We start from the raw sequence: 26,173 nt of genomic DNA on the forward strand, positions 1-26,173 counted from the left end.
AATGCTCATGATTATACATCATTTCCATTCATATCATCAGATGATTAAGCTTTACCCAAAGTTCTTTATCCAATTCGGAGTGTTGTGTGTCTAGCCAGTTTTCTAATAGTAAAAAACAGATGGCGTTATTGACCCTTTTGGTTCTTTTCAGTCCTTTAGCGATTGATATTTATCTACCTGCTTTACCTCTTATTGCTTCCACTTTTCAGGTCGATAATGCGCTAGCACAAGACACGATCACTTGGTTCTTATTTGCTATGGGTGTTGGTCAGCTATTCGCAGGTCCCCTAGCAGATAAACTCGGACGTCGAACTGTTGCACTGGGCGGTATCACCATTTACGCGATGAGCGCTTTATTGGCGTGGAGTGCTCAAAATATTGAGTGGATGTTGGTTTCCCGACTGCTACAAGGCTTAGGTGCGTGTGCGACATCGGTAGCAGCCTTTGCAACAGTTCGCGATATCTTTGGCCCGGAAAAAAGCGGCAAAATGATCAGCTACCTTAACGGTGCGATTTGTTTCATTCCGGCTTTAGCTCCAATTCTAGGTAGCTGGTTAACTCAGCAATTTGACTGGCGTGCTAACTTTAGCTTTATGGCGGGTTTTGCTGTGGTGTCTGGATCATTGATGTTTTTCATGATGAAAGAGACTAACCCGTCAACAGAAAAGCAAGCCGTGTTTAAGCTTAGTCGGTATTGGGCAGTGCTTAGCACACCATCTTTTGTTTTCCATGCGTCATTATGCTTGATGGCGATGGCGGTTATTCTTGCTTACGTTACCTCAGCACCGTCGGTATTGATGACGGGGATGGGGCTGTCGATGAATGAATTCACTTTCTGGTTTGGTGTAAATGCGGTGATAAACATTGCGGCATGTATGCTGGCGCCTAAGTTTATGGAGCGCGTTGGAACTCACAACACCTTGGTCACCGGGATCTCAACTCTGGGCCTCGCAGGTGTGATCATGCTAGTGATGAATGGTCAGAATACCGCGCTTTCTTTCATGCTACCTATCTTCATGTCTTCTGTAGGTTTTGCATTCATTCTGGGTGCAGCGGCAGGGAAAGCGTTAGAACCGTTTGGTGATAAGGCGGGCACGGCAGCTGCACTGCTTGGATTGTTCCAAATGAGTGGCTCTGGTTTGCTGGTGGGTACACTGCAACGCTTATCTCTGGATCCACAAACCTTGATCGCAATTCATATGTGGGTCCTATTACCTGCGTTGGTCGTTCTGTTTACAAAAGCAGGGAAGAACTGGCACTCGAGCTTTGCGAAAGCGTAAATCAGTGTAATTTAGTATTTTCCAATGTAAGTAAGGCGTGTATATTTGTCACTCAGACTTTTCCTGACACCATAACGGAACTCAAAAAGTAATGTCGTTAACCACGTATGAAATGGCTCGTATTCTAGAGCAAATGGAAGATTCACCAGAAAAGGTGATGTTTGGCAAGTTGCTTAATGAGCTGGGTAATCAAAGCTCCGAGCGTATTCGTAGTGCGGCTAAACAAGTACCTCTGCCAATTTTGCGTGATATCGTGTACCAATTTCAGCAAGTGATTGAGTCACGCAAAGATGAACAAGTCGAGCAGATGGCAAAAGACCTCGCTCAGCAAGGTATCTCAGCAGAAGAGCTACTGGCTTACTTGAATAAATAATAAAAAATCCCCGCATGATGCGGGGATTTTTTTAGCTCGTCATTTTCTTTTTCAGGATGTGGTCCAAAGACAGCGGTCCTGGCCCCCATACGATTATGATAAGAATCATCAATCCCCAAAGTTGGTGGTCATAAAAACCTTTCTCCCACAACAGTGGGTAAGAGATCACTGCGATGATGTTGAACACAAACAGCATTGCTGCCATCGGGCGGGTAATCAATCCTAGTGCCAAGAACACCGGTAGAACCAACTCCGCAGCCGTACCTAAATAAGCCGCCAATTCCCATGGCAAGATTGGCACTTGGTATTCCAGCTCAAATAAGTACAGCGTGCTATCCCAAGATGAGATTTTGATTAGTCCTGAATTGAAGAACACCCAAGCAACCCAAAAGCGGCAAAAGAGAAGTAGTAAAGGGACAAAGCCAGCTTGTAAGGTACTGATTAAATCGTCGTACCGATTCACTAAGTTTTTAACCGTATCCGTCATAGAGTGCTCCTTAGATTGATTGCAATGTAAAGCCGTCAACAATATCGAGTGCCATGATGCGATTGAGATGAGCGAGTAAAACTTCAGGTATTTCGCTCAAACTCTGCTTCTGCTCTAAACATTGCAGCAGTTGGAACACATCAGCATCGAGTGCGTGACACAAGGCTTCTCCATTGGCTTGAATCGAGATGACACCTTGCTGTAATTGGTTGATATTAAGTTGTTCGAATTGCCCAGTTTGAATCGCGCTAAATAGATCGAATACTGCGTAGTTGGAGTCAAAGCTGCGGCAGCCCTTTTTAAGGTGTAAGATTAAAGTGGGTTGTTGCTCTTCACTCACTTCGCCAAGTAACGCAAGCGGTTTTAATTCCGCTGCATTGGATTGCTCATACTGTGCTTGACGAGCTAGGTCGATATGCCACTCGAAGCGTGCGACTTCAGGGCTGTAAGGTGCTTGTGCGATCACCTGACTGAACTGCATGATGGTGTCTTGAAAGCCTTCGCCATAATGCACCACATTTCCTTCTTCTAATGGGTAAGAAAGAACATGCTGGCGAGCTATCTGTTCAAAGCATTCTTCACCAAGCAGCGCTTCAACCATCGGGTAGGTCGCGGATAACACCTCGCTTAAGCTGACGATAAAGTTATTGCGGTAAATCTGCATGCGTTCATCAGCGGTAAACGTATCACTGGCAATATCGCAATCTTCACCGAGTGCTTGATAGTGTAGGGCTTTAGCAAACTGGCTTTGTAAGGTGGCTAGATTCATGATGCCTTCCTTGGTTCGCTTTGTTCACTTGGAAGTGTGCCTTGCAACAGTAGTTGCGATGCTTTCAGTGCTTCTCCTAATAAGACTTCTGGCGCGGGGATATCCAAATCCCATTCAATCAACGTATGACGTGGACCGTGTTTTTTTGTCCACTGTGAAAACAACTGCCAAACTTCATCGCTAACTGGGCGGCTATGGGTATCAATCCATATCTCACCTTTGTCGAGTTGTTTAATGGTAAAACCTGCCAAGTGAATCTCATCCACTTTGTCGGCTGGAATCGCATCTAGGTATGTGTCGCAATCAAAACCGTGGTTGAACGCCGAAACATAAACATTGTTTAAATCGAGCAATAAACGACAGTCAGTGCGCTTTTGCACTTCGGTAAGAAACTCCCATTCGCTGATGGTCGAATGTTGAAACTTCACATAACTAGATGGGTTCTCTATCAAGATCTCGCGTTGCAAATATTCCTGCACTTCATTCACGTTACGAGTGAACACGTTGAGCGCTTCTTCCGTATACGGAAGTGGAAGCAGGTCATTAAAGTAGTGACCGCCGTTTTCACTCCAACTTAAATGGTCAGAAACAAGAATTGGGTCGATTGAGTCAATCAGTGACTTAAGTTGCGCAAGATGCTTTTGACTAACACGTTCCACCGAACCTAGCGACAAACCAATACCGTGGCAGCTAATTTGATATTGCTCGCGAAGCGTTTGTAGCTGATGGCGCTCTGCAGCGTTGGGTTGGAAATAGTTTTCACTGTGGATTTCTAACCAAGACAACTCAGGTTGGGATTGGCTAAAGTAATCGAGGTGAGGGGTTCTTAATCCAACTCCAACAAGGTCGTGGAAGGTGTGGTGTTTCACGTGAAACTCCTTTTCAAATCGTGCGGGAAGAGAAGGATGCGTCTTGGCTTTGCGTTGGTTGAGCGTCAACGCATCCTCACAATAGCTAGCGATAAAAGATTATGAAGAAGAAGTGCTACCGCCAGCGAGTTTGTCACAAAGACCTTTTGGTACGACTACGAATGCGTCTTTTTGGTTATCTTCTTTAGAAGTACCAGCGCATGAGCTGCTTTTTGTTGCACAGTCGTTTTTACCTGCTTTAGAAACGCCATAGCACTTTTCTTTTTCAGCAGCGACAGCTGGAGCTGCAGTTAGCATTGTGCCACCAAGAGCTAGAAGACCAGTAACAGCAGCAGTAACAGCTAGATTCGACTTTTTCATAATAAATTCCTCTGAATGATTTCCTTTACTTTAAGTTGGCAAGATGAATCACCTGTTTTGGCGTTTTTGTTATCAACTTGCTTAACTTAAAAGATAGGAAACTGGCTAAAAAACTTTCAGAAAAATTTCCGAAGTAAATGGGTTTGCAGGGTCAAATAGGTATAACTAATTGATGTGTTGGGCAAAAAAACATCGATTTTTTTATCAAGTTTTGTCTAAACAGCACCCGGTTGTTTAGGTTATAATCGGTTTTTATGTATAAATAACCAGTAGCTCTCATCATGATGGATCCATCTCTATTACTCGACGGTTTGAACGATAAACAACGTGAAGCCGTTGCAGCACCTCTAGAAAACTTGCTCGTTCTTGCTGGCGCAGGAAGTGGTAAGACACGCGTTCTTGTTCACCGTATCGCTTGGCTGATGTCGGTCGAGCAAGCTTCTCCGTTTTCAATTATGTCGGTAACCTTTACCAATAAGGCGGCGGCAGAGATGCGTGGACGTATCGAAGAGCTAATGATGGGCAGTGCAGGCGGTATGTGGAATGGTACTTTCCACGGCATTTGTCACCGTATTCTGCGTGCACACTATCTTGATGCGAAGCTACCGGAAGATTTCCAAATCATTGACAGTGACGACCAACAGCGTCTACTAAAGCGTTTGATTAAAGCGCAAAACCTCGATGAGAAGCAGTGGCCGGCACGCCAAGTGGCATGGTGGATTAACGGTAAGAAAGACGAAGGTCTGCGCCCGTCGCACATTGATGCGTACCATGATCCAGTAACCAAGACATATCTACAGTTGTACACCGCTTACCAAGAAGCGTGTGATCGTGCTGGTTTAGTCGATTTTGCGGAAATCTTGCTGCGCGCACATGAGCTACTGCGTGATAACAAGTTCGTCCGTGAACACTACCAAGCACGCTTTAAGCATATCTTGGTGGATGAGTTCCAAGATACCAACAACATTCAATATGCTTGGCTACGTATGATGGCGGGTCCTGAGTGTCACGTGATGATCGTAGGTGATGACGACCAGTCGATTTATGGTTGGCGTGGTGCAAAAGTCGAGAACATTGAGAAGTTTACGTTCGAATTCCCAAGCGTGAATACCATTCGTCTTGAGCAAAACTACCGTTCCACTAAGACCATTCTGGAAGCATCTAACACCCTGATTGCGAATAACACCGAGCGTATGGGTAAAGAGTTGTGGACGGATGGCGTGGTCGGTGAGCCTATCTCGGTTTACAGCGCTTACAACGAATTAGATGAAGCCCGTTTTGCGGTGAACAAAATCAAAGAGTGGCAAGACAAGGGCGGTGCTCTGAATGACGCTGCGATGCTTTACCGTAACAACGCCCAGTCGCGTGTTCTGGAAGAAGCGTTAATTCAAGCCGGTCTGCCTTACCGTATCTACGGCGGCATGCGATTCTTCGAACGTCAGGAAATCAAAGATGCCTTGAGCTACATGCGTCTGATTGCCAACCGTAACGATGATGCGGCGTTTGAACGTGTGGTGAATACGCCAACGCGTGGTTTGGGTGATAAGACGCTTGAAACCATCCGTTTTGCGGCTCGTGACCGTGGTTGCACTATGTGGGAAGCGAGTGTGGCAATGTTGGACGAGAAGGTGCTTGCTGGTCGCGCTGCTGGTGCTCTGAGCCGTTTTATCGAGCTTGTCACCGCGCTAGAAGACGACACCTTAGAGATGTCGCTGCATCACCAAACTGACCATGTGATTAAATACTCGGGCTTGTTCGCGATGTACGAGCAAGAGAAGGGCGAAAAGTCTAAGGCACGTATTGAGAACTTGGAGGAATTGGTGACCGCAACTCGCCAATTCGAGAAACCAGAAGAAGCCGAAGACATGTCACTGCTGACGGCATTCCTAACCCACGCAGCACTAGAAGCGGGCGAAGGACAAGCGGACGAATTTGAAGATGCGGTTCAGCTCATGACATTACACAGTGCGAAAGGTCTAGAGTTTCCATTGGTGTTTATGGTCGGTGTGGAAGAAGGCATGTTCCCAAGCCAAATGTCGGCAGAAGAAGCAGGGCGCTTAGAAGAAGAACGCCGTCTGTGTTACGTAGGCATGACCCGTGCGATGCAGAAACTGTACATCACTTATGCTGAAATGCGCCGTTTGTACGGTCAGGATAAGTACCATAAACCGTCTCGTTTTATTCGTGAACTGCCAGAAACATGCTTGGATGAAGTACGAATGAAGGCGCAAGTTAGCCGTCCTTCAAGCAGTGGTCGATTTAGCCAAACTGTTGTGAAAGAGAGCTTTAATGAAACCGGCTTTACGCTAGGTTCTCGTGTGATGCATCCAAAGTTTGGTGAAGGCACCATCATCAACTTCGAAGGCAGTGGTCCACAGAGCCGTGTACAGATTGCCTTTAATGGTGAAGGCATCAAATGGTTGGTAACTGCTTACGCACGACTAGAGAAACTGTAAGGCTCATCAACTTAAGAGCTGCTTCGGCGGCTCTTTTTGTTTGTGCAGTTTTGGTGTCGCTAACGCAGTAAAAAATGGAATGATAAATGGAGTACAAAAGCGCGACTTAACGATGCCGTTTGAAGTGAAAGGTGGGCGTTGTGGGTGAATGCCTGTTTTCAGCAGATCTACTGAGAAAAACTTTAGGCAAAGAAAAACCCCGAGGGCTTGCGCCCATCGGGGTTATAGTCTTACTCGCAGCAATCCAGCTACTAAGAGTGCTCCATGCATCTAATCCATGATAGTGTGCTGAATCCGTCAGCTTAATCCTTACGTCGCCTTCCTAGCGGTGTCCTTAATGACCTTATCCTGGTCTGCTAACTATCCTCGTTAGCTCTCATCACTTGTTCCCTGAGCGGTGTCCCTGACATCATCCTGATGTTCAAATCCTTGCCTCGTCCAGAGGTGTCCATTTCCCGTCCTTAGTAGCAACCATCCTAGTCACTATTGATTCCGTTCAATGTCCAATTTTGCAATCCATGCCCGACTATTCATCCTGAATAACCGTTTCTTCTTCCTGAAGCTCACCAAGTCCGTGGTGTTTCCTGTTCCGTGTCAGCATCCTTCCGACAGGTTTAATATTACGTGTTTAACGATTTCCAACAACGGGCTAATCTCACATTTTTTAACTCTCTTAGCGTTCAAAAAAGATACATGAGTATTAAATTCAATGGCTTATGCTCTTTTCTGTACGGTTTTACCATTAAAAAAGAGAGGTTTGCTCAACCCTTTGTGAGAGATCTCGCACAAGGGGTCGAGCGAAAGACTCTTACTGCCCGATAGCGGCACCTTCACGTCTTGGATCCGCAGCGCCTTCAAGACCGTCTTTTGTTATTCGTATCGCATGCAGACCAGAGTTCAAATCCCGAACATCGGTTTTAAAGCCCATCTTCTCCAGAGCAGGCTGTAAGCCCTCTGCGGCGGTACCTTGCTCAATATCTAAGGTGCCAAAACGGTTCAGCAATCGTGGCTGATTAATCGCGCTTTGGATGTCCATATCCCATTGCGTGTGGGCGATAATGGCTTGTGCGACGTAACCAATAATGCGGCTGCCACCCGGTGAGCCAATTGCCATGTAAGGCTTGTCATCCTTCATCATAATGGTTGGTGCCATAGATGAACGTGGGCGTTTGCCCGGTTCTAATCGGTTTGCGATTGGCACACCATCTTGATGCGTGCGGAAAGAGAAATCGGTCAGTTCGTTATTGAGCAAGAAGCCGCGTACCATCAAGCGTGAGCCAAAGGCGTTCTCGATGGTTGTTGTCATTGAAACCACATTGCCTTGCTTATCGACGATATTGAAATGGCTGGTGGAAGGCAGCTCGATCGATTGGTCCATGCTTAAGTTCATGGCGTGCGACCAAGGAGGATTACCGGCTTCAGCCTTACTCAAGGCTTTACCGACTTGAATGAGCTCAGCACGTTGTTTGAGATAATCTTTATCAAGCAAGCCTTCGGTTGGCATTGGCACATAATCTTGGTCAGCCATGTATTTACCACGATCCGCGAACGCAAGGCGCGATGCATCGGCGATCACTTGCCATGATTTCGCGCTTTCGGCTCCCCAACCTTTAAGATCGTATTGCTCGGTGATCGCGAGAATCTGTCCAACCGTCAATGCGCCAGAGCTAGGTGGTCCCATGCCGCAGATGTCATAGCTTTGGTAAGCCGCACAAACCGGTTCACGTTGCTTGATTTGGAACGCATCAAAGTCAGGTTGTGCCAATACGCCAGGATTGCCCGGTGCATTCTGTACGGTCTTGATGATGTCTGTAGCGATATCGCCTTGATAGAAAGCTTTTGCCCCTTGCTCTGCAATTGCCGTCAGAGTTTGCGCGTATTCAGGGTTCTTCAACAACGTGCCTTCGGTTTTTGGTGAGCCGTCTGGATTGAAGAAGTAAGCCTTAGTCGCAGAGAAGCGTGATAGGCGCTTAGCATCTTTCTCAATCAGACTCGCGAGGCGAGGACTGACTTCGAAACCTTGCTCAGCCAAGGTAATCACGGGTTGGATGATCTTCTTCCATTCCAACTTGCCGTATTTCTGGTGTGTGTCCCACAGCAGTTTCACTGTTCCAGGAGTGGCAACGGAGCGCCCGCCGACAACCGCATCGTAAAATTGTAGGGGTTGTCCTTTTTCGTCTAAAAAGAGTTTCGGCGTCGCGGCGAGCGGTGCGGTTTCGCGTCCATCATACGTAGTCAGTTTTTGTTTCTCACTGTCCCAATAAACTAAGAAGGCGCCACCACCAATACCTGATGATTGCGGTTCTACCAAGCCCAGCATCAGCTGCACGGCAACCATAGCATCAATAGCATTACCACCTTGGGCAATAACATCCGCACCAGTTTGGGTTGCAATTGGGTTAGCAGCGGTAACCATATAATCTTTCGCTTTGATCAATTGCTTTTGCTCGAAGCCAGTACTGTGCTCCGGCGCAACCGCATCTGCTGCTTGGTTAGCAAAGACTGAGGTAGATAAGATTAGTGGGGAAGTAAGAAAAAGACCCGTGGTCACGAGTCGGTTGAACGTCCAATGCATGATGACTCTCCATGTTGCCAGTTTTGTGCTTTGAGCTTGGCAGTTATGGAGAGTCACGTCGAGTCAGCAATCTTAGAAATGTCGATTGTGCTACGCTTTTAAATCAGTACTTTATCCGATAAAAGTATTGATAGTTTGGTATAGAATACTGCCGCCCACTAGAGTAAATACCACGCCGCATAGACCGTCGATGTAGATACCCGCTTGTTGCAATTTACGCTGTAAGCGCTGTGTCGACAGCATCCATGCAAGGCTAGAGAACCAGAATAGCGACAAGCCAAACAGGATGACCAGTGCAATACCTTTGCCAGTAATCGACATACCTGCTGGGACTAAACTCGACATCAAACTGACAAAGAACACCAGGGCTTTTGGGTTAAGAATGTTGGTCGCAAACCCTTTAGCAAACGCTTGACGCTTATTGCTGATCACTAGGTTATTTTGCTTCTTAGGTTGATCCGTCTGTGGGTTTTGGATCATCGAGATCACGGCACGCAATGCGCCAATTCCTAAGTAGAGCAGGTAACTACCACCGAGCAGTTGTACCACGGAATACAGCACTGGGTGCTGGTGGACGACAAAACTCACACCTGTCAGGCTGAACAAAGAGTGCAGCAAAATACCGACGGACAATCCCAACGCAATGTACAAGCCAGTTTGACGACCATGACGCGTCGCATTTTGTACGACCAGCGCAAAGTCCGGACCTGGACTCATTAGGGCAATAAAGTGAATGCTGGCGAGTGTCAGCAATATGGTGGATTCATTCATAACACATCTCAAATTTAACCAATGCGGCTATTGTCGTGGTAAGTCACCTGTGGCGCTTGTAAAAAACTGACAGCTTTCTCGGTAAATGAAATTAACGAGCCACTTGAGAAGGGGAAACGCCGTAGGTCTGTTTAAACGCTTTGCTGAAATGCGCTTGATCGTAGAAACCGATCTGGTGGGCGACGTCGGTACCACATTGACCAGCTTGCAGTAACTTCATGCCTTGTTCAAGGCGCAGGCGTGCGAACCACGCATAAGGCGTCATGCCGGTTTGCGCTTTAAAGTGGCGCTGGAACTGAGTTGGGCTCAGTTGGCACAGCTCTGAAAGTGAATCCAAACGCACCGCTTGGTCAAGGTTAGCCATTAGATAATCTTTTAACGTCCCAAGCGATTGGTTTCCTAGCGGCACCACTTTTTGTCGCTCAAGCGATCCGTAGCGATCAAAAAGTTGGTTAAATCCTTCAAAAGGAAGGCAATCTTTAGTGAGTTGGCTGAGGTTTTCACGACGAAGTAGCCCGTGTAAGTTACTAAGTTGTGAAAATATCTGGGGATCCGAGATGATCAGTTCGTTGAAGTGTATTATTTGACCGTTTTTCTTAAGATCGGCTAGATCGCTCAATAGGTGAGGTTCGATCGCAAACACATTTACTTCGTAGCCACTCTCGAGCTTAGATTGCCCGTCGTGCAGCTCATCCGGCGGCATAATCACAATTTGCCCGTGACCAACTTGGTGGCTGTTACCTTGGTATTGGAACTTCTGCGCACCATGCGTGATCAGGCCGAGATGAAAATCCAGATGGTAATGCCTTTGAAAAGCAAATTTCTGGTATTTCGCCTCTATTAGACTCAAGTTGTCATGGTCGGTTGCGTAGTACTGAATATGTTCCATTAAATAAAAAAGCTTGGTCACATTATGACCAAGCTTATCTGGCAATTTCTAACTTGTCTTGTAAAAAACGATCACTGTGGCTGAACGATTCGGCGTGAGCGACGGTTATTACGTAATCCATCAAAGCTAAACACGACTAGTGCTCCCCAAATAAAGACGAAAGTGATCGCTTTATCCATGGTAAAGGGTTCGCCATACATCAATACTGCAAGTAAAAACATTAAGCTTGGGCCTATATATTGGAAAAAGCCCAAAGTCGATAATTTGAGTCTTGTTGCTGCACCCGTAAAGCACAGCAGTGGCAGGGTTGTTATAACCCCAGCCGCGATCAACAAACTATTTAACGTAAGTGGATTCGTAAGCATATTTGAGGTTGGTGTATCGGCAATAAAAAGCAAATAAACAGCGGCCACTGGCAGTAGAAGTAATGTCTCGATAAACAAGCCAGTTTTTGCATCGACACTGACTTTCTTTCTTAATAAGCCATAAAAGCCGAAGCTCATTGCTAACGCCATCGCAACAACAGGTACGGAGCCAAATACAATCAGTTGCACGAGTACGCCACAACCTGCCAATACAACCGCGAACCACTGTAATTTGCGCAGTCGCTCTCCCAAAAATACCATGCCGAGCAAGACATTGATTAATGGGTTAATGTAATAACCTAAGCTGGCGTCGAGCATATGATTCGAGTTTACCGCCCAAATGAAAATCAACCAATTGCCGCCAATTAACATGGAACTTGCGATCAGGTAAGCGATTTTCGTTTTGTCTTTCGCGATGTGGTAAGCCGAGCGCCAGTGACGGCCAAAATGGAGGAGTGCAGCAAGCAAAAAGAAAGACCATATCACTCGGTGGCTTAGAATTTCCAAAGGAGATACTTGTGCGATGGACTTAAAGTACATCGGCGCAATGCCCCACATGGTATACGCACCAATCGCTAGCAAGATACCTTGCCGCGCGCGTTGTTGTTCGTCTTCTGGTGTCATGAAGTGTCACCTAATTGTGTGTTTTATAGAGCAGAAAATCAGTATACGAGTCGTGATGCGAAACACCTAACAATTTGCGGTTTTATTCACCATGAAACCCCATTACAATGTGCCCTCACTTTGTGTGCCAGTGGTATGCATAAGCACCTCTTTTTTAAGACCCAATCTGAGACTTTTCATGACCTCGACCTTGTTAGCCGAACAATCTGATTCGCCTGTAACGCCTCAACGTGTGTTGGAGGATGTGTTTGGTTACCAAGAGTTCCGTGATGGTCAGCAGTTGGTGATTGACGCTGCGGTAGAAGGTCGCGACAGCTTAGTTATCCTGCCTACTGGTGGCGGTAAGTCGCTGTGTTATCAAATCCCTGCTTTGGTTCGCTCTGGCATTACTTTGGTCATTTCTCCGCTTATCTCGTTGATGAAGGACCAAGTGGACCAGCTTAAAGCCAGCGGTGTAGCGGCTGAGTGCATTAACTCGACCATGCCTCGCGAAGAGCTGCTCAGCGTGTATAACCGCATGCACACTGGTCATCTTAAGTTGGTGTACGTCTCGCCAGAACGCGTATTGATGCGTGATTTCATTGAGCGCTTGGAAAACCTGCCGTTATCGATGATTGCTGTCGATGAAGCGCACTGTATTTCCCAGTGGGGACACGATTTTCGTCCAGAATACGCCGCGCTTGGTCAACTCAAGCAGCAGTTTTCCCATGTGCCATTTATGGCGCTGACGGCGACGGCGGATGACGCAACGCGTCGAGATATTCTTGAGCGTCTGCAACTGAATAATCCAGAGGTTTATCTAGGCAGCTTCGACCGTCCCAACATTCGCTACAACTTAGTTGAGAAGCACAAGCCGGTTTCGCAAATCGTTCGTTATCTTGAAACTCAAAAAGGTAATTGCGGCATCATCTATTGTGGTAGCCGTAAGAAAGTTGAGATGGTGACTGAGAAGTTGTGTAACAACCACATTCGTGCAGCTGGTTATCACGCAGGTATGGATGCCGATGAGCGCGCTTACGTTCAAGAAGCTTTCCAACGTGATGACATCCAAATCGTAGTGGCGACCGTGGCATTCGGTATGGGCATCAACAAACCAAACGTGCGCTTTGTGGTTCACTTTGATATCCCGCGCAATATCGAGTCCTACTATCAGGAAACCGGTCGTGCAGGGCGTGATGGTTTGCCTGCGGAAGCGATGATGTTGTATGACCCAGCGGACATCAGTTGGCTGCGTCGTATGTTGGATGAGAAAGACGATGGTCCACAGAAGCAGGTGGAAACCCACAAACTGAATGCGATGAGTGCCTTTGCTGAGGCGCAGACTTGTCGTCGTCAGGTGCTATTGAATTACTTTGGTGAGTATCGTGAGAAGCCATGTGGCAACTGTGATATTTGCTTAGATCCACCGAAACACTTTGATGCCACGGAAGAAGCGCGTAAGGCGTTGTCTTGTGTGTACCGAGTGAATCAGAGCTTTGGTATGGGCTACGTGGTGGAAGTGCTACGTGGCATGCAAAACATTCGTGTACGTGAAAACGGCCACGATAAGATTTCTACCTACGCGATAGGGCGCGACCACAGCCACGATTACTGGGTGAGTATCTTCCGTCAGTTAATCCACAAAGGGCTGCTGTTCCAAAACATCACGCGTAACTCAACGCTGCAACTTACCGAAGAAGCGCGTCCGCTGCTACGTGGCGATGTGACCCTAGAGTTAGCGGTTCCGCGTTTAGACACCGCAGCACGTGCGGCGAAGTCGGACAAACTGACCAGCAAGAACTACGACAAAAAGCTGTTTGCTAAGTTACGTAAGCTGCGTAAGTCGATTGCTGATGAAGATGGTTTGCCACCATACGTGGTCTTCAGTGACGCGACTCTGATTGATATGGCGGAAATTCTGCCAACGTCTTACGGCGAAATGCTTGCAGTCAGCGGTGTTGGTCAGCGCAAACTAGAGAAGTACGCCGATCCATTCCTCGATTTGATTCAAGAACACATTACTCACCACGGATAAGGAACCAAGATGCAAAAGGAATTTGGCTTAGCGGATTACATGGCACAAGAAGGGCGCTTAATCATTACCGCGCCGAGCTTTGACCTTGATAGCTTTCCTGCTTTAGGTGAGCGTTTAGTCGGCTTGCTTTCTGCTACTGTGGTGGAAAAACAGTGGGATGCGGACATTCACTCTTGGTTGATTGACTTTGAAGGTTGCCGACTGTTTATGAAAGCAGAGCATTACAGCGAAGCGATTTGGTTTGAAGCGTTAGCGATTGAAGAGAGCAGGGAAGAGTTGGATTATCTTGCAGGGTTGTTCCAGCGCGGCTTCTAAAAATAGAATTTTTCTAGAGAGGGTGTTTCACATGAAACACCCTTTTTTATGCTTAAACGTTTGCGTCAAACAGACGACTTGCGGCGAAAAGTGGTTAATGTATAATCGCCCACCGCTTCGCTCAGAAAGAGCCAAGCCAGTTTATTTTTCATTTTACATTGTTGGTAAGAGCCACTTTATTCAGTGACTCGATTTGGGTTCCCTCACCCCCAAACCAAACTAAAAAGGTATCGCATGAGTAACTTTACCCCTGCGCAGCAGCGCAACGCCCTTATCTATCTGGTTCTATTCCACCTAGTCATTATTGCATCTAGCAATTACCTAGTTCAGCTACCGTTTACTATCTTCGGTTTCCATACCACTTGGGGTGCATTCACTTTCCCATTTATCTTCTTAGCGACTGACTTAACTGTGCGTATTTTCGGTGCTCAGTTGGCACGTAAGATCATCTTCTTAGTGATGTTGCCTGCTTTGGCTGTATCTTACTTCTTATCGGTGGTGTTCTTCGAAGGTCAATTCCAAGGTTTTGGTCACCTAGGGGAATTTAACTTGTTCGTTGCTCGTATCGCGATTGCTAGCTTCATGGCGTACCTACTTGGTCAGATCATGGATGTGCATGTGTTCAACCGCTTACGTCAAATGAAGCAATGGTGGGTGGCACCAACGTGTTCAACGCTTTTCGGTAATGCACTTGATACTATCGCTTTCTTCGCCATTGCGTTCTACCAAAGCCCAGATCCATTTATGGCGGAGCATTGGACGGAAATCGCGCTGGTGGATTACGGCTTCAAACTGGTTATCAGTCTTGGTTTGTTTGTTCCTATGTACGGCGTATTACTGAATTACCTAATTAAGAAGCTGACTGAGGTGAACCCTGACTTTAAGGTGACGACAAGCGTTCAGTCTTAATATCAGTGGGAACCCCGAAAGCCGCTTGCTTAAATCAAGCGGCTTTTTTGTACCTGCTTACTGGGATTTAGAGGGTTTTGTACAGCGTGGGGAGCAATTAGATCATGGGTGTCCAAAAGCTCCCTGAGCTGTACGAAGGTAAAAATGAGCAGTAAAAAAGGTCCCGAGTGAGACCTTTTTATCGAAGTTACGGAACGTAGAGGAAGCTAGTTGGTGAAATGGCTAACGGAGCATCTTCTCAATCAAAATGGCTTTTTGCGCATCGAAGGCGCCAAGTTGCAGGCCTTTCTCCCAACTGATGCTTTGATTGAACATCGCCAACATCAAACCGAAACTGCGTTGATTGGCGTCCTGCCAGCAATCAGACTCGCTGTATTCTCCATCATTTATCGCGTTGCCATTAACGAGAATGGGCTCGAAACGCCATTTTTCGCCGACACGATAGTAGCCTTTGCTGGTTAAAGTCTGGTTGGATTGAATCGTTAGATTGTGCTCGATGCCCGGCTCACCTGTTAATTCAAATACAAATCTTAGCTGGTGGTCGCCACATTGCAGCTCAACGATCAGTTGGCCGTTTTCCTCAATCAGTGTTGACTGAGAGTAGTCTCCGAAGCAGTGCAGCAACCAAGAAATAGGGTGACTGGCTGTTTCAAGAAACCACTCTTTGAGTGTGAAGGTGCCCGGTAGGTTAACTTGGGTGATTAGATTGACCACACAAGGTTGGGTTTGCGAGGTGAGCCATTTCTCTATCGTCTTGGCGGTCTCTAGCTGAGCAAAGGCGTAATTAACCAATAGGTTGGAGTTCGGTTGCTGCCAGTGAGTGATGTCGGAATTCAATCCCACCAATGGCTTTTCACAAATCAGCTTGGTTGAACCTAACGTCTTTATGATCTCTGCATGAGTATGCGCAGGTGTCGCGATGGTCACGACATCGAGTTGTTTGAGTGCGCTGATGTTCGTTTCTGCCTTTAGGATTGCTTCCTCACTGCACGCTTGCTGAAGCGGTTCTATTTGGTTGGCGCATAACGTTGTGACCGATACACCATTGTTTCGATAGTGGGGAATGTGCGTGCGTCCCCAGTTGATTCCTATGATGCCAGCTTGTTTGATTTGCTCTGGCTTGTTGAAACGTTCACTCAATGGCGGCAAGGCAATTCGTTCATCTGTTAGACGTTGGTCATGGTGATAATCATTGCTTGGCAGCACTTGCCATGGCTTGTTGTAATGCTGCTTGAGTGCACAAACGAGTTCGTAGAAATTCCACTTATCCTTTAAGTTGCTATCAAAATGGTATAAACCTGCTTCGTTCCGCTCAATAAGCTGCAAAAAGGCGAGTGCAGTATCGTCCATATGAGAAGTCGCGGGATACCAAACTGTACTAGCGGTAATAACGCCGTTCTCTTCATATTGGCGGTCGAGATGCGCCAACATGTTATTGCCTTCTGCTTGGTGATGGAGCTGCCAACCAATTCGAGCAATCATCGCATCTGGATTTGCTTGCCAGATTGCATCTTCACAACGAACTTTGTATTTGCCGTATTCATCTTGGGTGTTTCTTTCTTCAAAGATGCCATAAGGCCCATTTTTTGTGGCATCAAATACCATTGCTGTACTGACAAAAAGATAAGGAATGTTGCGCTGTTTGCAGTGCTCACCAAGCCACGCTGCCCACGCTTCACTCCCCATCGCCATGTGGCACACCGCATCAATGTGGTGCCGTTGCCAAAATTGCTCACTTTGCTGTGGATCATCTGGTGGGATTTGGTGGTGATTCCATTCCAATACGTTCCAGCCACGGAGGTGGAACTGATGAGCAACTTTAGGGGCGAGGGTGCCAGTTAAGCCAGTCATTAAAACGGTTTTCATTATGGTGCATCTTGGTTGGCTAAATCGTGCTTATCAATAAAGCATGGCTGTTTTTCGATGTAGAGCGGAGAAGCTGAGATTTTTGCTGGGCAGCACGTTTTGTAGGGGAAGTAGAAGCAAAAAAGCCCAAGCGAACGCCTGGGCTTTAGTATTGTAAGGCAGTGATATTCGCTTATTTTGCTACGATATTTAATGGCCAGCCGATGTCTGTCTGACGGTTGGATTCAATTTCCAACTCAGCCGCAGTCAGTGGGTTTTTCTCTAGCCATTGCGCATCAATGTGTAACGTTAGATTGTCGCCTTCAACCGTTAGAGTCACATTTGGCTCTAGATCAGGATTGCGACGATGGCTGAGTAGAACCGCAAGACGCAACAGTCTCAATACTCGTTTGGCACTTGAGCCTGATAATGCATGCTGCTCAGGTAAAGAAGTGAGCTGTTCGCGATAGCGACGAGCCACTTCACCAATAAAGAACTTCTGCGCGCGCGTGTAACCAGGCAGATCCAAATTCTGCAGCAAGTAAGCACTATGCTCTCCGCCTTTTTTGAAATCGATAGTTAAACCAATTTCATGCAGTTTTGCGGCGGTCTCGAGTAATATCTTGCCCTGAGGCTCTGTAATCCACTCATCGCCCCCAGCTTGCTGTAAAAGCGTGTGTGCCAGAGTAGCGACTTGTTCGCCGTATTGGTGATCGAGCTGATAGCGATTTTGTACGCTAGCGATAGTGCGGGCACGAATGTCTTCTTGACGAAGCTCTTCAACCATCTCATACACTAAGCCTTCGCGTAGTGCGCCGCCAGCCAGTGTCATAGCATCGATTTCAAGCAATTCAAAAACGGCAATCAAAATAGAGAGGCCACTAGGGAACACTAATGCACGCTCAAGTGTTAAGCCTTCAATATCGAGCTCTTCTAAATGGTCGGCCAACATGGCTTGCTTCTGTAGACGCTTGAGTTTGGAGTGAGTGATTACTTCGTCCATGCCTTGCGCCAGCATTATCTCTTGCAATGCCTGAACAGTGCCTGATGCACCAACACACACATCCCAACCAATTTCTGTATAACGTTCTAAAATCGGCTGGATGGTCTGTTTCGCTCCTTCAATTGCCGCGTCAAAGTTACGAGCATTCAATTGGCGATCTTTAAAGAAGTTTTCAAGCCAAGTCACGCAGCCCATTTTTAAGCTGGTCAGTGCTTTGGCTTCGAAACCTTCCCCGATAATCAGTTCGGTACTTGCTCCACCGATATCGACTACAAGGCGACGACCACTACCGCCAGAGGTGTGAGCGACACCTTTATAGATAGTGGCAGCTTCTTCTTCACCAGTAATCACTTCGATAGGCTGGCCTAGAATTTGGTTAGCCTTTTCTAAAAACACATCTACATTGGTCGCGGTACGTAATGTTGCAGTACCGACGATGCGAATGTTTTGTTTAGGAATGTCCTGCAAGCGTTCCGCAAATAGACTTAAGCAGTCCCATCCTCGCTGCATAGCTTCCATACTAAGAGAATTATGTTCATCTAAGCCCGCTGCTAGACGAACTTTGCGCTTAATTTTAGCCATTGTTTGAACGCTGCCATCGATGTGACGCACAACGAGCATGTGAAAACTGTTCGACCCGAGGTCGATGGCGGCATATAGCGGTGATGATCCTGCTTGACTCATAAAACGAACTCAGTTTCCTATTACGATTGTTTTGGTGCCGATTGACGCGGTTGGCGTGGACGACGTCCCTGCGGCTTACGGTTACCAGAACCAGAACGGGTACCGCCAGTATTCGTGCGGCGCTGTTGGTTGCGTGGTGCACGCATACGAATCGGAGCTGGTAGATCTTGAATCAGTGCCGACGAATCGTACTCTGAAACTGGGATTGTATGCTCAATGTATTCTTCGATTGCTGGTAGGTTAACCGCGTACTCTTCACAAGCAAAACTGATCGAATGACCGCTCGCACCAGCGCGACCAGTACGGCCAATACGGTGAACATAATCTTCACAGTCGTCAGGAAGGTCGTAGTTGAAAACGTGCGTTACCTGAGGAATATGCAGACCACGCGCTGCAACGTCAGTTGCAACTAAGATGTCGACATCACCTTTGGTGAATTGCTCAAGAATCTTCTCACGCTTCTTCTGCGGTACATCGCCAGTAAGAAGGCCTACACGGTGTCCATCGGCAGCCAAATGACCCCAAACCGATTCACACTTATGCTTGGTATTGGCAAAAATGATAGCGCGATCTGGCCACTCTTCTTCAATTAGTGTTTGAAGCAGCGCCATTTTGTCTTCATTAGAAGGATAGAAAAGCTCTTCCTGAATGTGGTGGCCAGTTTTTTGTTCCGGTTCGACAACGACATGCTCAGGAGTATTCATGTGTTCGAATGCCAGTTCTTGAACGCGGTAAGAGAGCGTAGCTGAGAACAGCATGTTCAAACGCTCTTTTGGCTCAGGCATACGACGGAACAAGAAGCGAATGTCTTTAATAAAGCCAAGATCGAACATGCGGTCGGCTTCGTCCAGAACAACAGCTTGAATGTTGTTGAGGTTAAATACGCGCTGTTTGTAGAAATCGATGATACGGCCTGTTGTTCCGATCAGAATATCTACGCCGTCTTGCAGTTTCGCAAGTTGCTTGTCGTAGCTTTCACCACCGTAAGCTAGAGCGGTTTTTAGACCTGTGCTTTCAGTTAATGATTCTGCATCATTGTAAATCTGAATAGCGAGCTCACGTGTAGGCGCCATAATAATTGCGCGTGGCTGTGTAGGCTTACGACCTTCATGTTCCGGAGTCGTCAGAAGGTGGTTGAACGTAGCAGTAAGAAACGCGAGCGTTTTACCAGTACCCGTTTGGGCCTGGCCTGCGATGTCTTGGCCGGTGAGCAGGACCGGCAACGCCAAGGCTTGGATAGGGGTACAAAATTCGAACCCTTTTTTGTCCAATCCTTCAATAACTTGGGGCTTTAAGCCCAAATCGGCGAACTTTTGCTCTGTGATATGCGTCTTTTTCATGGCTATAGAATATCAGCTAAAGCTTGCAATACGAAAGTAAATACATTCCAATAGGGCATCTAATTACTGGTTATCATCCAACCAGTTTCGAAAAACACATTGGAGTGGAAGATGAGTGATAAGATTTTGCAGCTAACTGATGACGGTTTTGAAAACGATGTAATCAACGCTGCAGGCCCGGTTCTAGTGGATTTTTGGGCAGAATGGTGTGGTCCTTGTAAAATGATCGCTCCTATTTTGGACGAAATCGCAGACGAGTACGAAGGCAAACTCACTATCGGTAAACTAAACATCGACCATAACGCAGGTACACCACCTAAGTTTGGTATTCGCGGCATTCCAACGCTATTACTATTTAAAGATGGTAACGTAGCGGCAACGAAAGTAGGTGCTCTGTCTAAAACTCAACTAAAAGAGTTCCTAGACGCAAACTTATAATCACCAAGTGATTACAGATAAAACCGTGCAAAGTTACAATGCACGGTTTTGTTTTTCTAACTCTGGACTAGAATACTAATTAGTGCTAACTTATCGCGCGTTAATTGAACAAATTTCTCTTCTTGGTCGATCCTGAGACCAAATCCATCTTAACTAGAAAACAGATCTTATTTTGACTAAACAAGAATCCACCACCATGAACCTTACCGAACTGAAGAACAGACCTGTGTCTGACCTTGTAAAACTGGGCGAAAGCTTAGGATTAGAGAACCTAGCTCGCTTAAGAAAACAAGACATCATCTTCGCGATTTTAAAAGCGCACGCGAAAGGCGGCGAAGACATCTTTGGCGATGGGGTTCTGGAAATTCTGCAAGACGGCTTTGGTTTCCTACGCAGTGCAGATAGTTCATACCTTGCGGGTCCGGACGATATCTACGTATCACCAAGTCAGATTCGTCGCTTTAACCTACGTACTGGTGACTCTATCGCTGGTAAAATTCGTCCACCAAAAGACGGTGAACGTTACTTTGCCCTTCTAAAAGTCAATACCGTTAACGACGATAAACCAGACAACGCCCGTAACAAGATCCTATTTGAAAACCTTACCCCTCTACATGCGAATGAGCGCATGGTTATGGAGCGTGGTAACGGTTCAACAGAAGACATTACAGCACGTGTTTTAGACTTGGCATCGCCAATCGGTAAAGGTCAACGTGGTCTGATTGTTGCTCCGCCTAAAGCGGGTAAAACAATGCTTCTGCAAAACATCGCGCAAAGCATCGCGTACAACCACCCAGAGTGTGAGTTGATGGTTCTTCTTATCGACGAACGTCCAGAAGAAGTAACTGAGATGCAGCGCTTAGTTAAAGGTGAAGTGGTTGCGTCGACTTTCGATGAGCCAGCATCTCGTCACGTACAAGTAGCGGAAATGGTGATCGAGAAAGCAAAACGTCTTGTTGAACATAAGAAAGACGTAGTTATCTTGCTTGACTCTATCACTCGCCTAGCTCGTGCTTACAACACCGTAGTGCCTTCATCAGGTAAAGTACTAACAGGTGGTGTGGATGCAAACGCATTACATCGTCCTAAGCGTTTCTTCGGTGCTGCACGTAACGTAGAAGAAGGCGGCAGCCTAACTATCATCGCAACGGCACTAGTAGATACTGGTTCTAAAATGGATGAAGTTATCTACGAAGAGTTCAAGGGTACAGGTAACATGGAACTGCACTTGAACCGTAAGATTGCTGAGAAGCGTGTATTCCCTGCGATTGACTTCAACCGCTCAGGTACACGTCGTGAAGAGCTACTGACGAAGACTGACGAACTACAGAAGATGTGGATTCTGCGTAAGATCGTTCACCCAATGGGCGAAATCGACGCAATGGAGTTCCTAATCGATAAGCTGGCGATGACGAAGACCAACGATGAGTTCTTCGATGCGATGCGTCGTCAATAGTCTCAGATAAGTTATTCTGCGAAAAGCCACCGTATATCGGTGGCTTTTTTATTGCTTTCTCCCGATAGAAGTATCAGAATGAAGGAAATGTTATCGGGAGGTTAACATGCAACAAGGAATGTTGTCGTCATTACTCCTGAGCTTGTCACTTATCACTCTACCTGCGACATTATCTGCCAAGGAAATGCATGAGTCTGTAGTAGAGCAGTGGCTTCAGGATACTCAAATACAGGCTAAAGTCTCTGAACTGCTTGATTACGCTGTCAGAGATGAAGTCGACTCGCTTAAATTTGCCCTTGATAGACTTGCTTTGCCTCAACAAGAGGTGGTGCGCTTTCAATTATTGGAAAAGCTTGAAAAGCAAGATGTGATTCTCACGCCTCGAATGGCTCTGTTTGTTGAGTCCCAGATCCGTATGACCCCGACTTATCAAGTGTTAGAGCGAGGTGATGGGTATGAATTTAGTGTACCCGCTTTTAACTTTCCCGTTATTGCGAGTCGCTTGATTAAGCGTTGGAAACAAGACCAAAGTACCTTGGACTTTGTCTTACAAGCTGAACGAAGAGAGCTTAACTTAAAGCAATGGCTTACAGGGCCATCTCAACAAGCTCAAGCGCGTGAAGCGCTTTTGATTCGAGAGTTAGACAGTTTATCACCCAACGCGCTTGCTGCATTAGCGGCCCAGTTAACCAAAGCAAATGTGACCAGTTGGTTACCCTCGACGGCCGTGATAGTCAGGTTGGCACAAGTTAGTCAGGATGAGGAAGTGTACAACTTACTCTGGCGGATGAAAGCCGATTACAACAGCCAGTCCGAACTTGAGCGTTTAGCTGCGGTTGGAGACGTTTTTTCCATTCAGCAATTGATGAATGCCACAGTTAACCCATCACTCAAGCCAGAAGCTATTAGTCTACTTACAAAATCTAACCCTCTATCTCCGCAAGTAAAGCAGTTTCTAGTTAGAAAAATGGCGTTATCAGAAGAAGCAACCATGGTTGCTCGAGAGCTTGCTCAACAAGGGCATCAAACCTGGTTGGAAGAGTTAGTATCTTCGAACCATCAGGTAAAGACTCGGCAGATTGAACAAGTATTAAAGTAATCTTGCTCACATACCCACACAAAATAGGAGGATCTTAGCGTCCTCCTATTTGTTATACTGCGGACAGTTTAATCAGCCAGCATGAAGGCCTATGAGTTTTAAGGATTTACGCGAATTTATCGACCACCTAGAACAGAAAGGTCGACTTAAACGCATCACTCACCCTGTCGATCCCGCTTATGAAATGACAGAAATCAGCGACCGCACCTTGCGTGCTGGTGGACCTGCGCTGTTGTTTGAGAACCCAATCGGCTACGACGTACCTGTTTTGACTAACCTGTTTGGTACACCAGAGCGTGTCGCAATCGGCATGGGACGTGAAGACGTTAAAGAATTAAGAGAAGTCGGTAAGCTGCTGGCTTATTTAAAAGAACCTGAGCCACCAAAAGGCTTCAAAGACGCTTTAGAAAAACTGCCTGTGTTCAAACAAGTATTGAACATGCCGGCTAAGCGTTTACGTAAAGCACCATGCCAAGACATTGTTTGGCAAGGTGATGAAGTCGACTTGGATAAAATTCCGGTAATGAGCTGCTGGGCAGAAGATGTAGCGCCGCTGCTTACTTGGGGCTTAACCGTAACCAAAGGTCCAAGTAAGAAACGTCAGAACCTAGGCATTTACCGTCAGCAGAAAATTGCCAAGAACAAAATCATCATGCGTTGGTTAGCCCATCGTGGTGGTGCGCTTGATCTGCGCGATTGGATGGAAACCAACCCAGGTAAACCTTTCCCAGTTTCGGTCGCGTTTGGTGCAGATCCAGCAACCATTCTTGGCGCAGTAACACCAGTGCCAGATACGCTATCGGAATACGCATTTGCAGGTTTGCTACGTGGAAGCAAAACGGAAGTCGTGAAGTCAGTCAGCAACGATTTGGAAGTGCCAGCGAGCGCGGAAATCGTGATGGAAGGCTATATCGACCCGAACGAGTTTGCTGATGAAGGTCCTTACGGTGACCACACTGGCTACTATAACGAAAAAGAAAAGCACCACGTATTTACTATTACGCACATTACTATGCATAAAGACCCTATTTATCACAGCACCTACACAGGTCGTCCGCCAGATGAACCAGCTGTATTGGGTGTGGCATTAAACGAAGTGTTTGTGCCTATTCTGCAAAAGCAATTCCCAGAGATTGAAGACTTCTATCTTCCGCCAGAAGGTTGTTCGTACCGAATGGCCGTCGTCACCATGAAGAAGCAGTACCCAGGACATGCCAAGCGCGTAATGATGGGCGTGTGGTCTTTCTTACGTCAATTCATGTATACCAAGTTTGTTATTGTGTGCGATGAATCGGTAAACGCACGAGATTGGAATGATGTCGTGAAAGCCATGTCAGAGCATATGGATCCTGTACGTGATACCTTGATGATAGATAACACGCCAATCGACTCGCTCGACTTTGCTTCACCAGTGGTTGGGCTTGGCTCCAAAATGGGCTTGGATGCGACCATTAAATGGGATGCCGAGCTGGCGACGCGAACCGAGGTCACTGAGCGAGACAGCAAAACGATTACCGAAGCAGAACTAAATGAGTTGAAACAGCAACGCCCTGAGATTGTTGACGTCTATCTTCCAGTTACAGCAAACAACCAATTTGCTGTCGTGACTATGAAGAAAGACCAAGCTGGTCAATCCCAAGAATTGATGGAACATCTATGGGGCTTCTTTGCTCAGTACACGGATAACAAATTCATCATTTTGTGCGACGATGACGTTAATGCACGAGATTGGAATGACATCATTTGGGCGGTGACAACTCGAATGGACCCAGATAGAGACACGATTCAAGTGCTTGGTAAGACTGAGAGTTCATCCAAATTAGGACTGGATGCGACCAACAAGTTCGAATCTGAAGTCACGCGCGAGTGGGGTACGCCTATCAAAAAAGATCCTAAACTTGTGGCTAAAGTCGATGAGATTTGGGACCAGTTAGGTATTCTATGAGTCATCAAGTCCACCTTCTACCAATGGACGTTAGATTCCAAGTAAAAGAAGGGGAGACGGTGTTGGAAGCTGCGCTCAACAACAATATTCGCTTCCCACACCGTTGCCAAGTTGGCGCTTGCGCCATGTGCATGTGTAAAAAGCTAACGGGCGAGGTGAGCTATCACCTCGAACCTATGCTAACCGAAAAAGAGCAACAGCAAGGTTGGATATTCCCTTGCCAAGCCTATACAGAAAGTAATTTAGTGCTTACTTTTGACGAGTAAGCGAGAGGAACACCATGACCATCCAATGTAAAGTAAAGTCTATTCAGCCGTTAGCTTGTAATACTTACCAAATCCTTCTTCATCCAGAATCACCAGTGCCTTTTAAAGCGGGTCAGTACCTAATGGTGGTGATGGGTGAAAAAGACAAACGTCCTTTCTCTATCGCAAGCAGCCCTTGTCGTCATGAAGGTGAACTTGAACTGCACATCGGTGCGGCGGAACACAACGCTTATGCACAAGAAGTTGTCGAAGCAATGCAAGCGGCGCTTGAAACTGATGGTCAGATTGAAATTGATGCGCCACATGGCGATGCTTGGGTTCAAGAAGAAAGCGAACGCCCATTATTATTAATTGCTGGTGGTACAGGCTTCAGTTACGTTCGCTCGATTCTGGATCACTGCGTAGCGCAGAATAAAACCAATCCTATCTATTTATATTGGGGGGCGCGCGATAACTGCCAGCTTTATGCTAAAGACGAACTGGTCGAGATTGCCGACAAGTTTGCCAATGTTCACTTTGTGCCAGTAGTAGAAGAAGCTCCTGCAGACTGGCAAGGTAAAGTTGGTAACGTGCTACAAGCTGTAGCTGAAGATTTCGAAAGCTTAGAAAACTACGATATCTATATTGCAGGTCGTTTTGAAATGGCTGGCGCAGCACGTGAACAGTTCACTCAGAACAAGAAAGCGAAGAGCGAACGTATGTTCGCAGACGCGTACGCATTCATTTAAATACGGCTTTTAAGGCATAAAAAGAGGGTTTTTTACCCTCTTTTTTGCTTTTTTGATGAAATAGTCATCGAACAGTCATTTTTTTCCATTTTTTTTCAAAAAAGGGTTGCGAACGGTTCTGAGTTCCCTATAATGCGCATCCACCGACACGGCAGACGCGATAAGGCTTCAGCAAGGTCGGAGAGGTGAAAGCTTCTACGAAAAATAAAATTGAAAAAGTGTTTGACACTGTCAATTAAATCGCTAGAATGCACCTCCGCTTTGAGAGAAAAACTTCTCGCAAAGCAAGCTCTTTAACAATATAGACCTATCA

At 46.5% G+C, this 26,173-nt stretch carries 23 protein-coding genes; 12 read left to right on the plus strand and 11 right to left on the minus strand.

Annotated features, from left to right (window positions below; genetic code table 11):
• Positions 1-86: 86 nt before the first annotated feature.
• The gene (locus tag R8O11_RS21725) at positions 87-1,280 is read left to right on the plus strand and encodes a multidrug effflux MFS transporter (RefSeq protein ID WP_005382927.1); all 1,194 of its coding nucleotides are present in this window, start codon (positions 87-89) and stop codon (positions 1,278-1,280) included.
• Between the two features lie 91 nt (positions 1,281-1,371).
• Positions 1,372-1,653, plus strand: coding sequence for a hypothetical protein (locus R8O11_RS21730; RefSeq protein WP_005378786.1), 282 nt, complete (start codon positions 1,372-1,374; stop codon positions 1,651-1,653).
• Between the two features lie 31 nt (positions 1,654-1,684).
• Here R8O11_RS21730 and R8O11_RS21735 read toward each other — a convergent pair whose 3' ends face one another.
• The 4 genes from R8O11_RS21735 to R8O11_RS21750 all read right to left on the minus strand — a co-directional run bounded on the left by R8O11_RS21735 (position 1,685) and on the right by R8O11_RS21750 (position 4,138).
• The gene (locus R8O11_RS21735) at positions 1,685-2,140 is read right to left on the minus strand and encodes a DoxX family protein (RefSeq protein ID WP_047102549.1); all 456 of its coding nucleotides are present in this window, start codon (positions 2,138-2,140) and stop codon (positions 1,685-1,687) included.
• A 10-nt stretch (positions 2,141-2,150) separates the two neighbouring features.
• Complete coding sequence (locus R8O11_RS21740; RefSeq protein WP_054866613.1) at positions 2,151-2,909, minus strand: DNA-binding domain-containing protein; 759 nt, start codon at positions 2,907-2,909, stop codon at positions 2,151-2,153.
• On the minus strand, positions 2,906-3,778 hold the full coding sequence (locus R8O11_RS21745; protein ID WP_053303012.1) for a DUF692 domain-containing protein: 873 nt from the start codon (positions 3,776-3,778) through the stop codon (positions 2,906-2,908). Before R8O11_RS21745 ends, R8O11_RS21740 begins: the two co-directional genes overlap by 4 nt.
• A gap of 99 nt (positions 3,779-3,877) precedes the next feature.
• Positions 3,878-4,138 carry a DUF2282 domain-containing protein gene (locus tag R8O11_RS21750; protein WP_005378779.1) on the minus strand — a complete coding sequence of 87 codons (261 nt, stop codon included), beginning with the start codon at positions 4,136-4,138 and terminating at the stop codon, positions 3,878-3,880.
• A 281-nt stretch (positions 4,139-4,419) separates the two neighbouring features.
• Here R8O11_RS21750 and uvrD point away from each other — a divergent pair, with 281 nt between their 5' ends.
• Complete coding sequence (gene uvrD, locus R8O11_RS21755) at positions 4,420-6,594, plus strand: DNA helicase II (protein ID WP_318194427.1); 2,175 nt, start codon at positions 4,420-4,422, stop codon at positions 6,592-6,594.
• Between the two features lie 808 nt (positions 6,595-7,402).
• On the opposite strand, the gene ggt is transcribed toward uvrD, so the two are convergent.
• From ggt to rarD, 4 genes are all read right to left on the minus strand, one after another.
• A complete protein-coding gene (ggt, locus tag R8O11_RS21760) occupies positions 7,403-9,169 on the minus strand; it encodes a gamma-glutamyltransferase (RefSeq protein ID WP_318194428.1) in 1,767 nt (588 codons plus the stop codon).
• A 111-nt stretch (positions 9,170-9,280) separates the two neighbouring features.
• Positions 9,281-9,940: a LysE family translocator gene (locus R8O11_RS21765; protein ID WP_017633799.1), complete on the minus strand. Its 660-nt coding sequence runs from the start codon at positions 9,938-9,940 to the stop codon at positions 9,281-9,283.
• A 91-nt stretch (positions 9,941-10,031) separates the two neighbouring features.
• Positions 10,032-10,829 carry an AraC family transcriptional regulator gene (locus R8O11_RS21770; protein ID WP_017633800.1) on the minus strand — a complete coding sequence of 266 codons (798 nt, stop codon included), beginning with the start codon at positions 10,827-10,829 and terminating at the stop codon, positions 10,032-10,034.
• A 71-nt stretch (positions 10,830-10,900) separates the two neighbouring features.
• Positions 10,901-11,818, minus strand: coding sequence for an EamA family transporter RarD (gene rarD / locus R8O11_RS21775; RefSeq protein WP_005378774.1), 918 nt, complete (start codon positions 11,816-11,818; stop codon positions 10,901-10,903).
• A gap of 178 nt (positions 11,819-11,996) precedes the next feature.
• Here rarD and recQ point away from each other — a divergent pair, with 178 nt between their 5' ends.
• From recQ to R8O11_RS21790, 3 genes are all read left to right on the plus strand, one after another.
• Positions 11,997-13,832, plus strand: coding sequence for an ATP-dependent DNA helicase RecQ (gene recQ, locus R8O11_RS21780; RefSeq protein ID WP_203346180.1), 1,836 nt, complete (start codon positions 11,997-11,999; stop codon positions 13,830-13,832).
• A gap of 9 nt (positions 13,833-13,841) precedes the next feature.
• On the plus strand, positions 13,842-14,147 hold the full coding sequence (locus tag R8O11_RS21785; RefSeq protein WP_005378772.1) for a DUF3630 family protein: 306 nt from the start codon (positions 13,842-13,844) through the stop codon (positions 14,145-14,147).
• 234 nt (positions 14,148-14,381) lie between these two features.
• On the plus strand, positions 14,382-15,056 hold the full coding sequence (locus R8O11_RS21790) for a 7-cyano-7-deazaguanine/7-aminomethyl-7-deazaguanine transporter (RefSeq protein ID WP_213898988.1): 675 nt from the start codon (positions 14,382-14,384) through the stop codon (positions 15,054-15,056).
• Positions 15,057-15,278: 222 nt separating this feature from the next.
• Here the strand turns inward: R8O11_RS21790 and R8O11_RS21795 are convergent, their stop codons facing one another.
• The 3 genes from R8O11_RS21795 to rhlB form a co-directional block, all read right to left on the minus strand.
• A complete protein-coding gene (locus R8O11_RS21795) occupies positions 15,279-16,922 on the minus strand; it encodes a sugar nucleotide-binding protein (protein ID WP_318194429.1) in 1,644 nt (547 codons plus the stop codon).
• 172 nt (positions 16,923-17,094) lie between these two features.
• Positions 17,095-18,588 carry a guanosine-5'-triphosphate,3'-diphosphate diphosphatase gene (gene gppA, locus R8O11_RS21800; RefSeq protein WP_005382885.1) on the minus strand — a complete coding sequence of 498 codons (1,494 nt, stop codon included), beginning with the start codon at positions 18,586-18,588 and terminating at the stop codon, positions 17,095-17,097.
• A gap of 20 nt (positions 18,589-18,608) precedes the next feature.
• Positions 18,609-19,928 (minus strand): ATP-dependent RNA helicase RhlB, encoded by a 1,320-nt coding sequence (gene rhlB, locus R8O11_RS21805; protein ID WP_318194430.1) that lies wholly within the window; start codon positions 19,926-19,928, stop codon positions 18,609-18,611.
• A gap of 111 nt (positions 19,929-20,039) precedes the next feature.
• On the opposite strand from rhlB, the gene trxA reads away from it, so the two are divergent.
• The 6 genes from trxA to fre all read left to right on the plus strand — a co-directional run bounded on the left by trxA (position 20,040) and on the right by fre (position 25,860).
• Complete coding sequence (trxA, locus tag R8O11_RS21810; protein WP_004745500.1) at positions 20,040-20,366, plus strand: thioredoxin TrxA; 327 nt, start codon at positions 20,040-20,042, stop codon at positions 20,364-20,366.
• Positions 20,367-20,562: 196 nt separating this feature from the next.
• A complete protein-coding gene (rho, locus tag R8O11_RS21815) occupies positions 20,563-21,822 on the plus strand; it encodes a transcription termination factor Rho (protein WP_005378757.1) in 1,260 nt (419 codons plus the stop codon).
• Between the two features lie 106 nt (positions 21,823-21,928).
• Positions 21,929-22,921 carry a hypothetical protein gene (locus R8O11_RS21820; RefSeq protein ID WP_318194431.1) on the plus strand — a complete coding sequence of 331 codons (993 nt, stop codon included), beginning with the start codon at positions 21,929-21,931 and terminating at the stop codon, positions 22,919-22,921.
• Between the two features lie 91 nt (positions 22,922-23,012).
• The gene (gene ubiD / locus R8O11_RS21825; protein WP_170890940.1) at positions 23,013-24,866 is read left to right on the plus strand and encodes a 4-hydroxy-3-polyprenylbenzoate decarboxylase; all 1,854 of its coding nucleotides are present in this window, start codon (positions 23,013-23,015) and stop codon (positions 24,864-24,866) included.
• Positions 24,863-25,132 (plus strand): 2Fe-2S iron-sulfur cluster-binding protein, encoded by a 270-nt coding sequence (locus tag R8O11_RS21830; RefSeq protein WP_012126600.1) that lies wholly within the window; start codon positions 24,863-24,865, stop codon positions 25,130-25,132. Before ubiD ends, R8O11_RS21830 begins: the two co-directional genes overlap by 4 nt.
• Before the next feature lie 14 nt (positions 25,133-25,146).
• On the plus strand, positions 25,147-25,860 hold the full coding sequence (gene fre, locus R8O11_RS21835) for an NAD(P)H-flavin reductase (RefSeq protein ID WP_005382872.1): 714 nt from the start codon (positions 25,147-25,149) through the stop codon (positions 25,858-25,860).
• Positions 25,861-26,173: the final 313 nt, after the last annotated feature.

It is taken from the genome of Vibrio sp. 1288 (assembly GCF_033344475.1).

Bases quoted from the DNA above. Each gene is read 5' to 3' on its own strand.
- R8O11_RS21730 (WP_005378786.1), top strand. From the start codon at position 1,372: ATGTCGTTAACCACGTATGAAATGGCTCGTATTCTAGAGCAAATGGAA.
- R8O11_RS21735 (WP_047102549.1), bottom strand. From the start codon at position 2,140: ATGACGGATACGGTTAAAAACTTAGTGAATCGGTACGACGATTTAATC.
- R8O11_RS21740 (WP_054866613.1), bottom strand. From the start codon at position 2,909: ATGAATCTAGCCACCTTACAAAGCCAGTTTGCTAAAGCCCTACACTAT.
- R8O11_RS21750 (WP_005378779.1), bottom strand. From the start codon at position 4,138: ATGAAAAAGTCGAATCTAGCTGTTACTGCTGCTGTTACTGGTCTTCTA.
- uvrD (WP_318194427.1), top strand. From the start codon at position 4,420: ATGATGGATCCATCTCTATTACTCGACGGTTTGAACGATAAACAACGT.
- ggt (WP_318194428.1), bottom strand. From the start codon at position 9,169: ATGCATTGGACGTTCAACCGACTCGTGACCACGGGTCTTTTTCTTACT.
- R8O11_RS21765 (WP_017633799.1), bottom strand. From the start codon at position 9,940: ATGAATGAATCCACCATATTGCTGACACTCGCCAGCATTCACTTTATT.
- R8O11_RS21770 (WP_017633800.1), bottom strand. From the start codon at position 10,829: ATGGAACATATTCAGTACTACGCAACCGACCATGACAACTTGAGTCTA.
- rarD (WP_005378774.1), bottom strand. From the start codon at position 11,818: ATGACACCAGAAGACGAACAACAACGCGCGCGGCAAGGTATCTTGCTA.
- recQ (WP_203346180.1), top strand. From the start codon at position 11,997: ATGACCTCGACCTTGTTAGCCGAACAATCTGATTCGCCTGTAACGCCT.
- R8O11_RS21785 (WP_005378772.1), top strand. From the start codon at position 13,842: ATGCAAAAGGAATTTGGCTTAGCGGATTACATGGCACAAGAAGGGCGC.
- R8O11_RS21790 (WP_213898988.1), top strand. From the start codon at position 14,382: ATGAGTAACTTTACCCCTGCGCAGCAGCGCAACGCCCTTATCTATCTG.
- R8O11_RS21795 (WP_318194429.1), bottom strand. From the start codon at position 16,922: ATGAAAACCGTTTTAATGACTGGCTTAACTGGCACCCTCGCCCCTAAA.
- gppA (WP_005382885.1), bottom strand. From the start codon at position 18,588: ATGAGTCAAGCAGGATCATCACCGCTATATGCCGCCATCGACCTCGGG.
- rhlB (WP_318194430.1), bottom strand. From the start codon at position 19,928: ATGAAAAAGACGCATATCACAGAGCAAAAGTTCGCCGATTTGGGCTTA.
- trxA (WP_004745500.1), top strand. From the start codon at position 20,040: ATGAGTGATAAGATTTTGCAGCTAACTGATGACGGTTTTGAAAACGAT.
- rho (WP_005378757.1), top strand. From the start codon at position 20,563: ATGAACCTTACCGAACTGAAGAACAGACCTGTGTCTGACCTTGTAAAA.
- R8O11_RS21820 (WP_318194431.1), top strand. From the start codon at position 21,929: ATGCAACAAGGAATGTTGTCGTCATTACTCCTGAGCTTGTCACTTATC.
- ubiD (WP_170890940.1), top strand. From the start codon at position 23,013: ATGAGTTTTAAGGATTTACGCGAATTTATCGACCACCTAGAACAGAAA.
- R8O11_RS21830 (WP_012126600.1), top strand. From the start codon at position 24,863: ATGAGTCATCAAGTCCACCTTCTACCAATGGACGTTAGATTCCAAGTA.
- fre (WP_005382872.1), top strand. From the start codon at position 25,147: ATGACCATCCAATGTAAAGTAAAGTCTATTCAGCCGTTAGCTTGTAAT.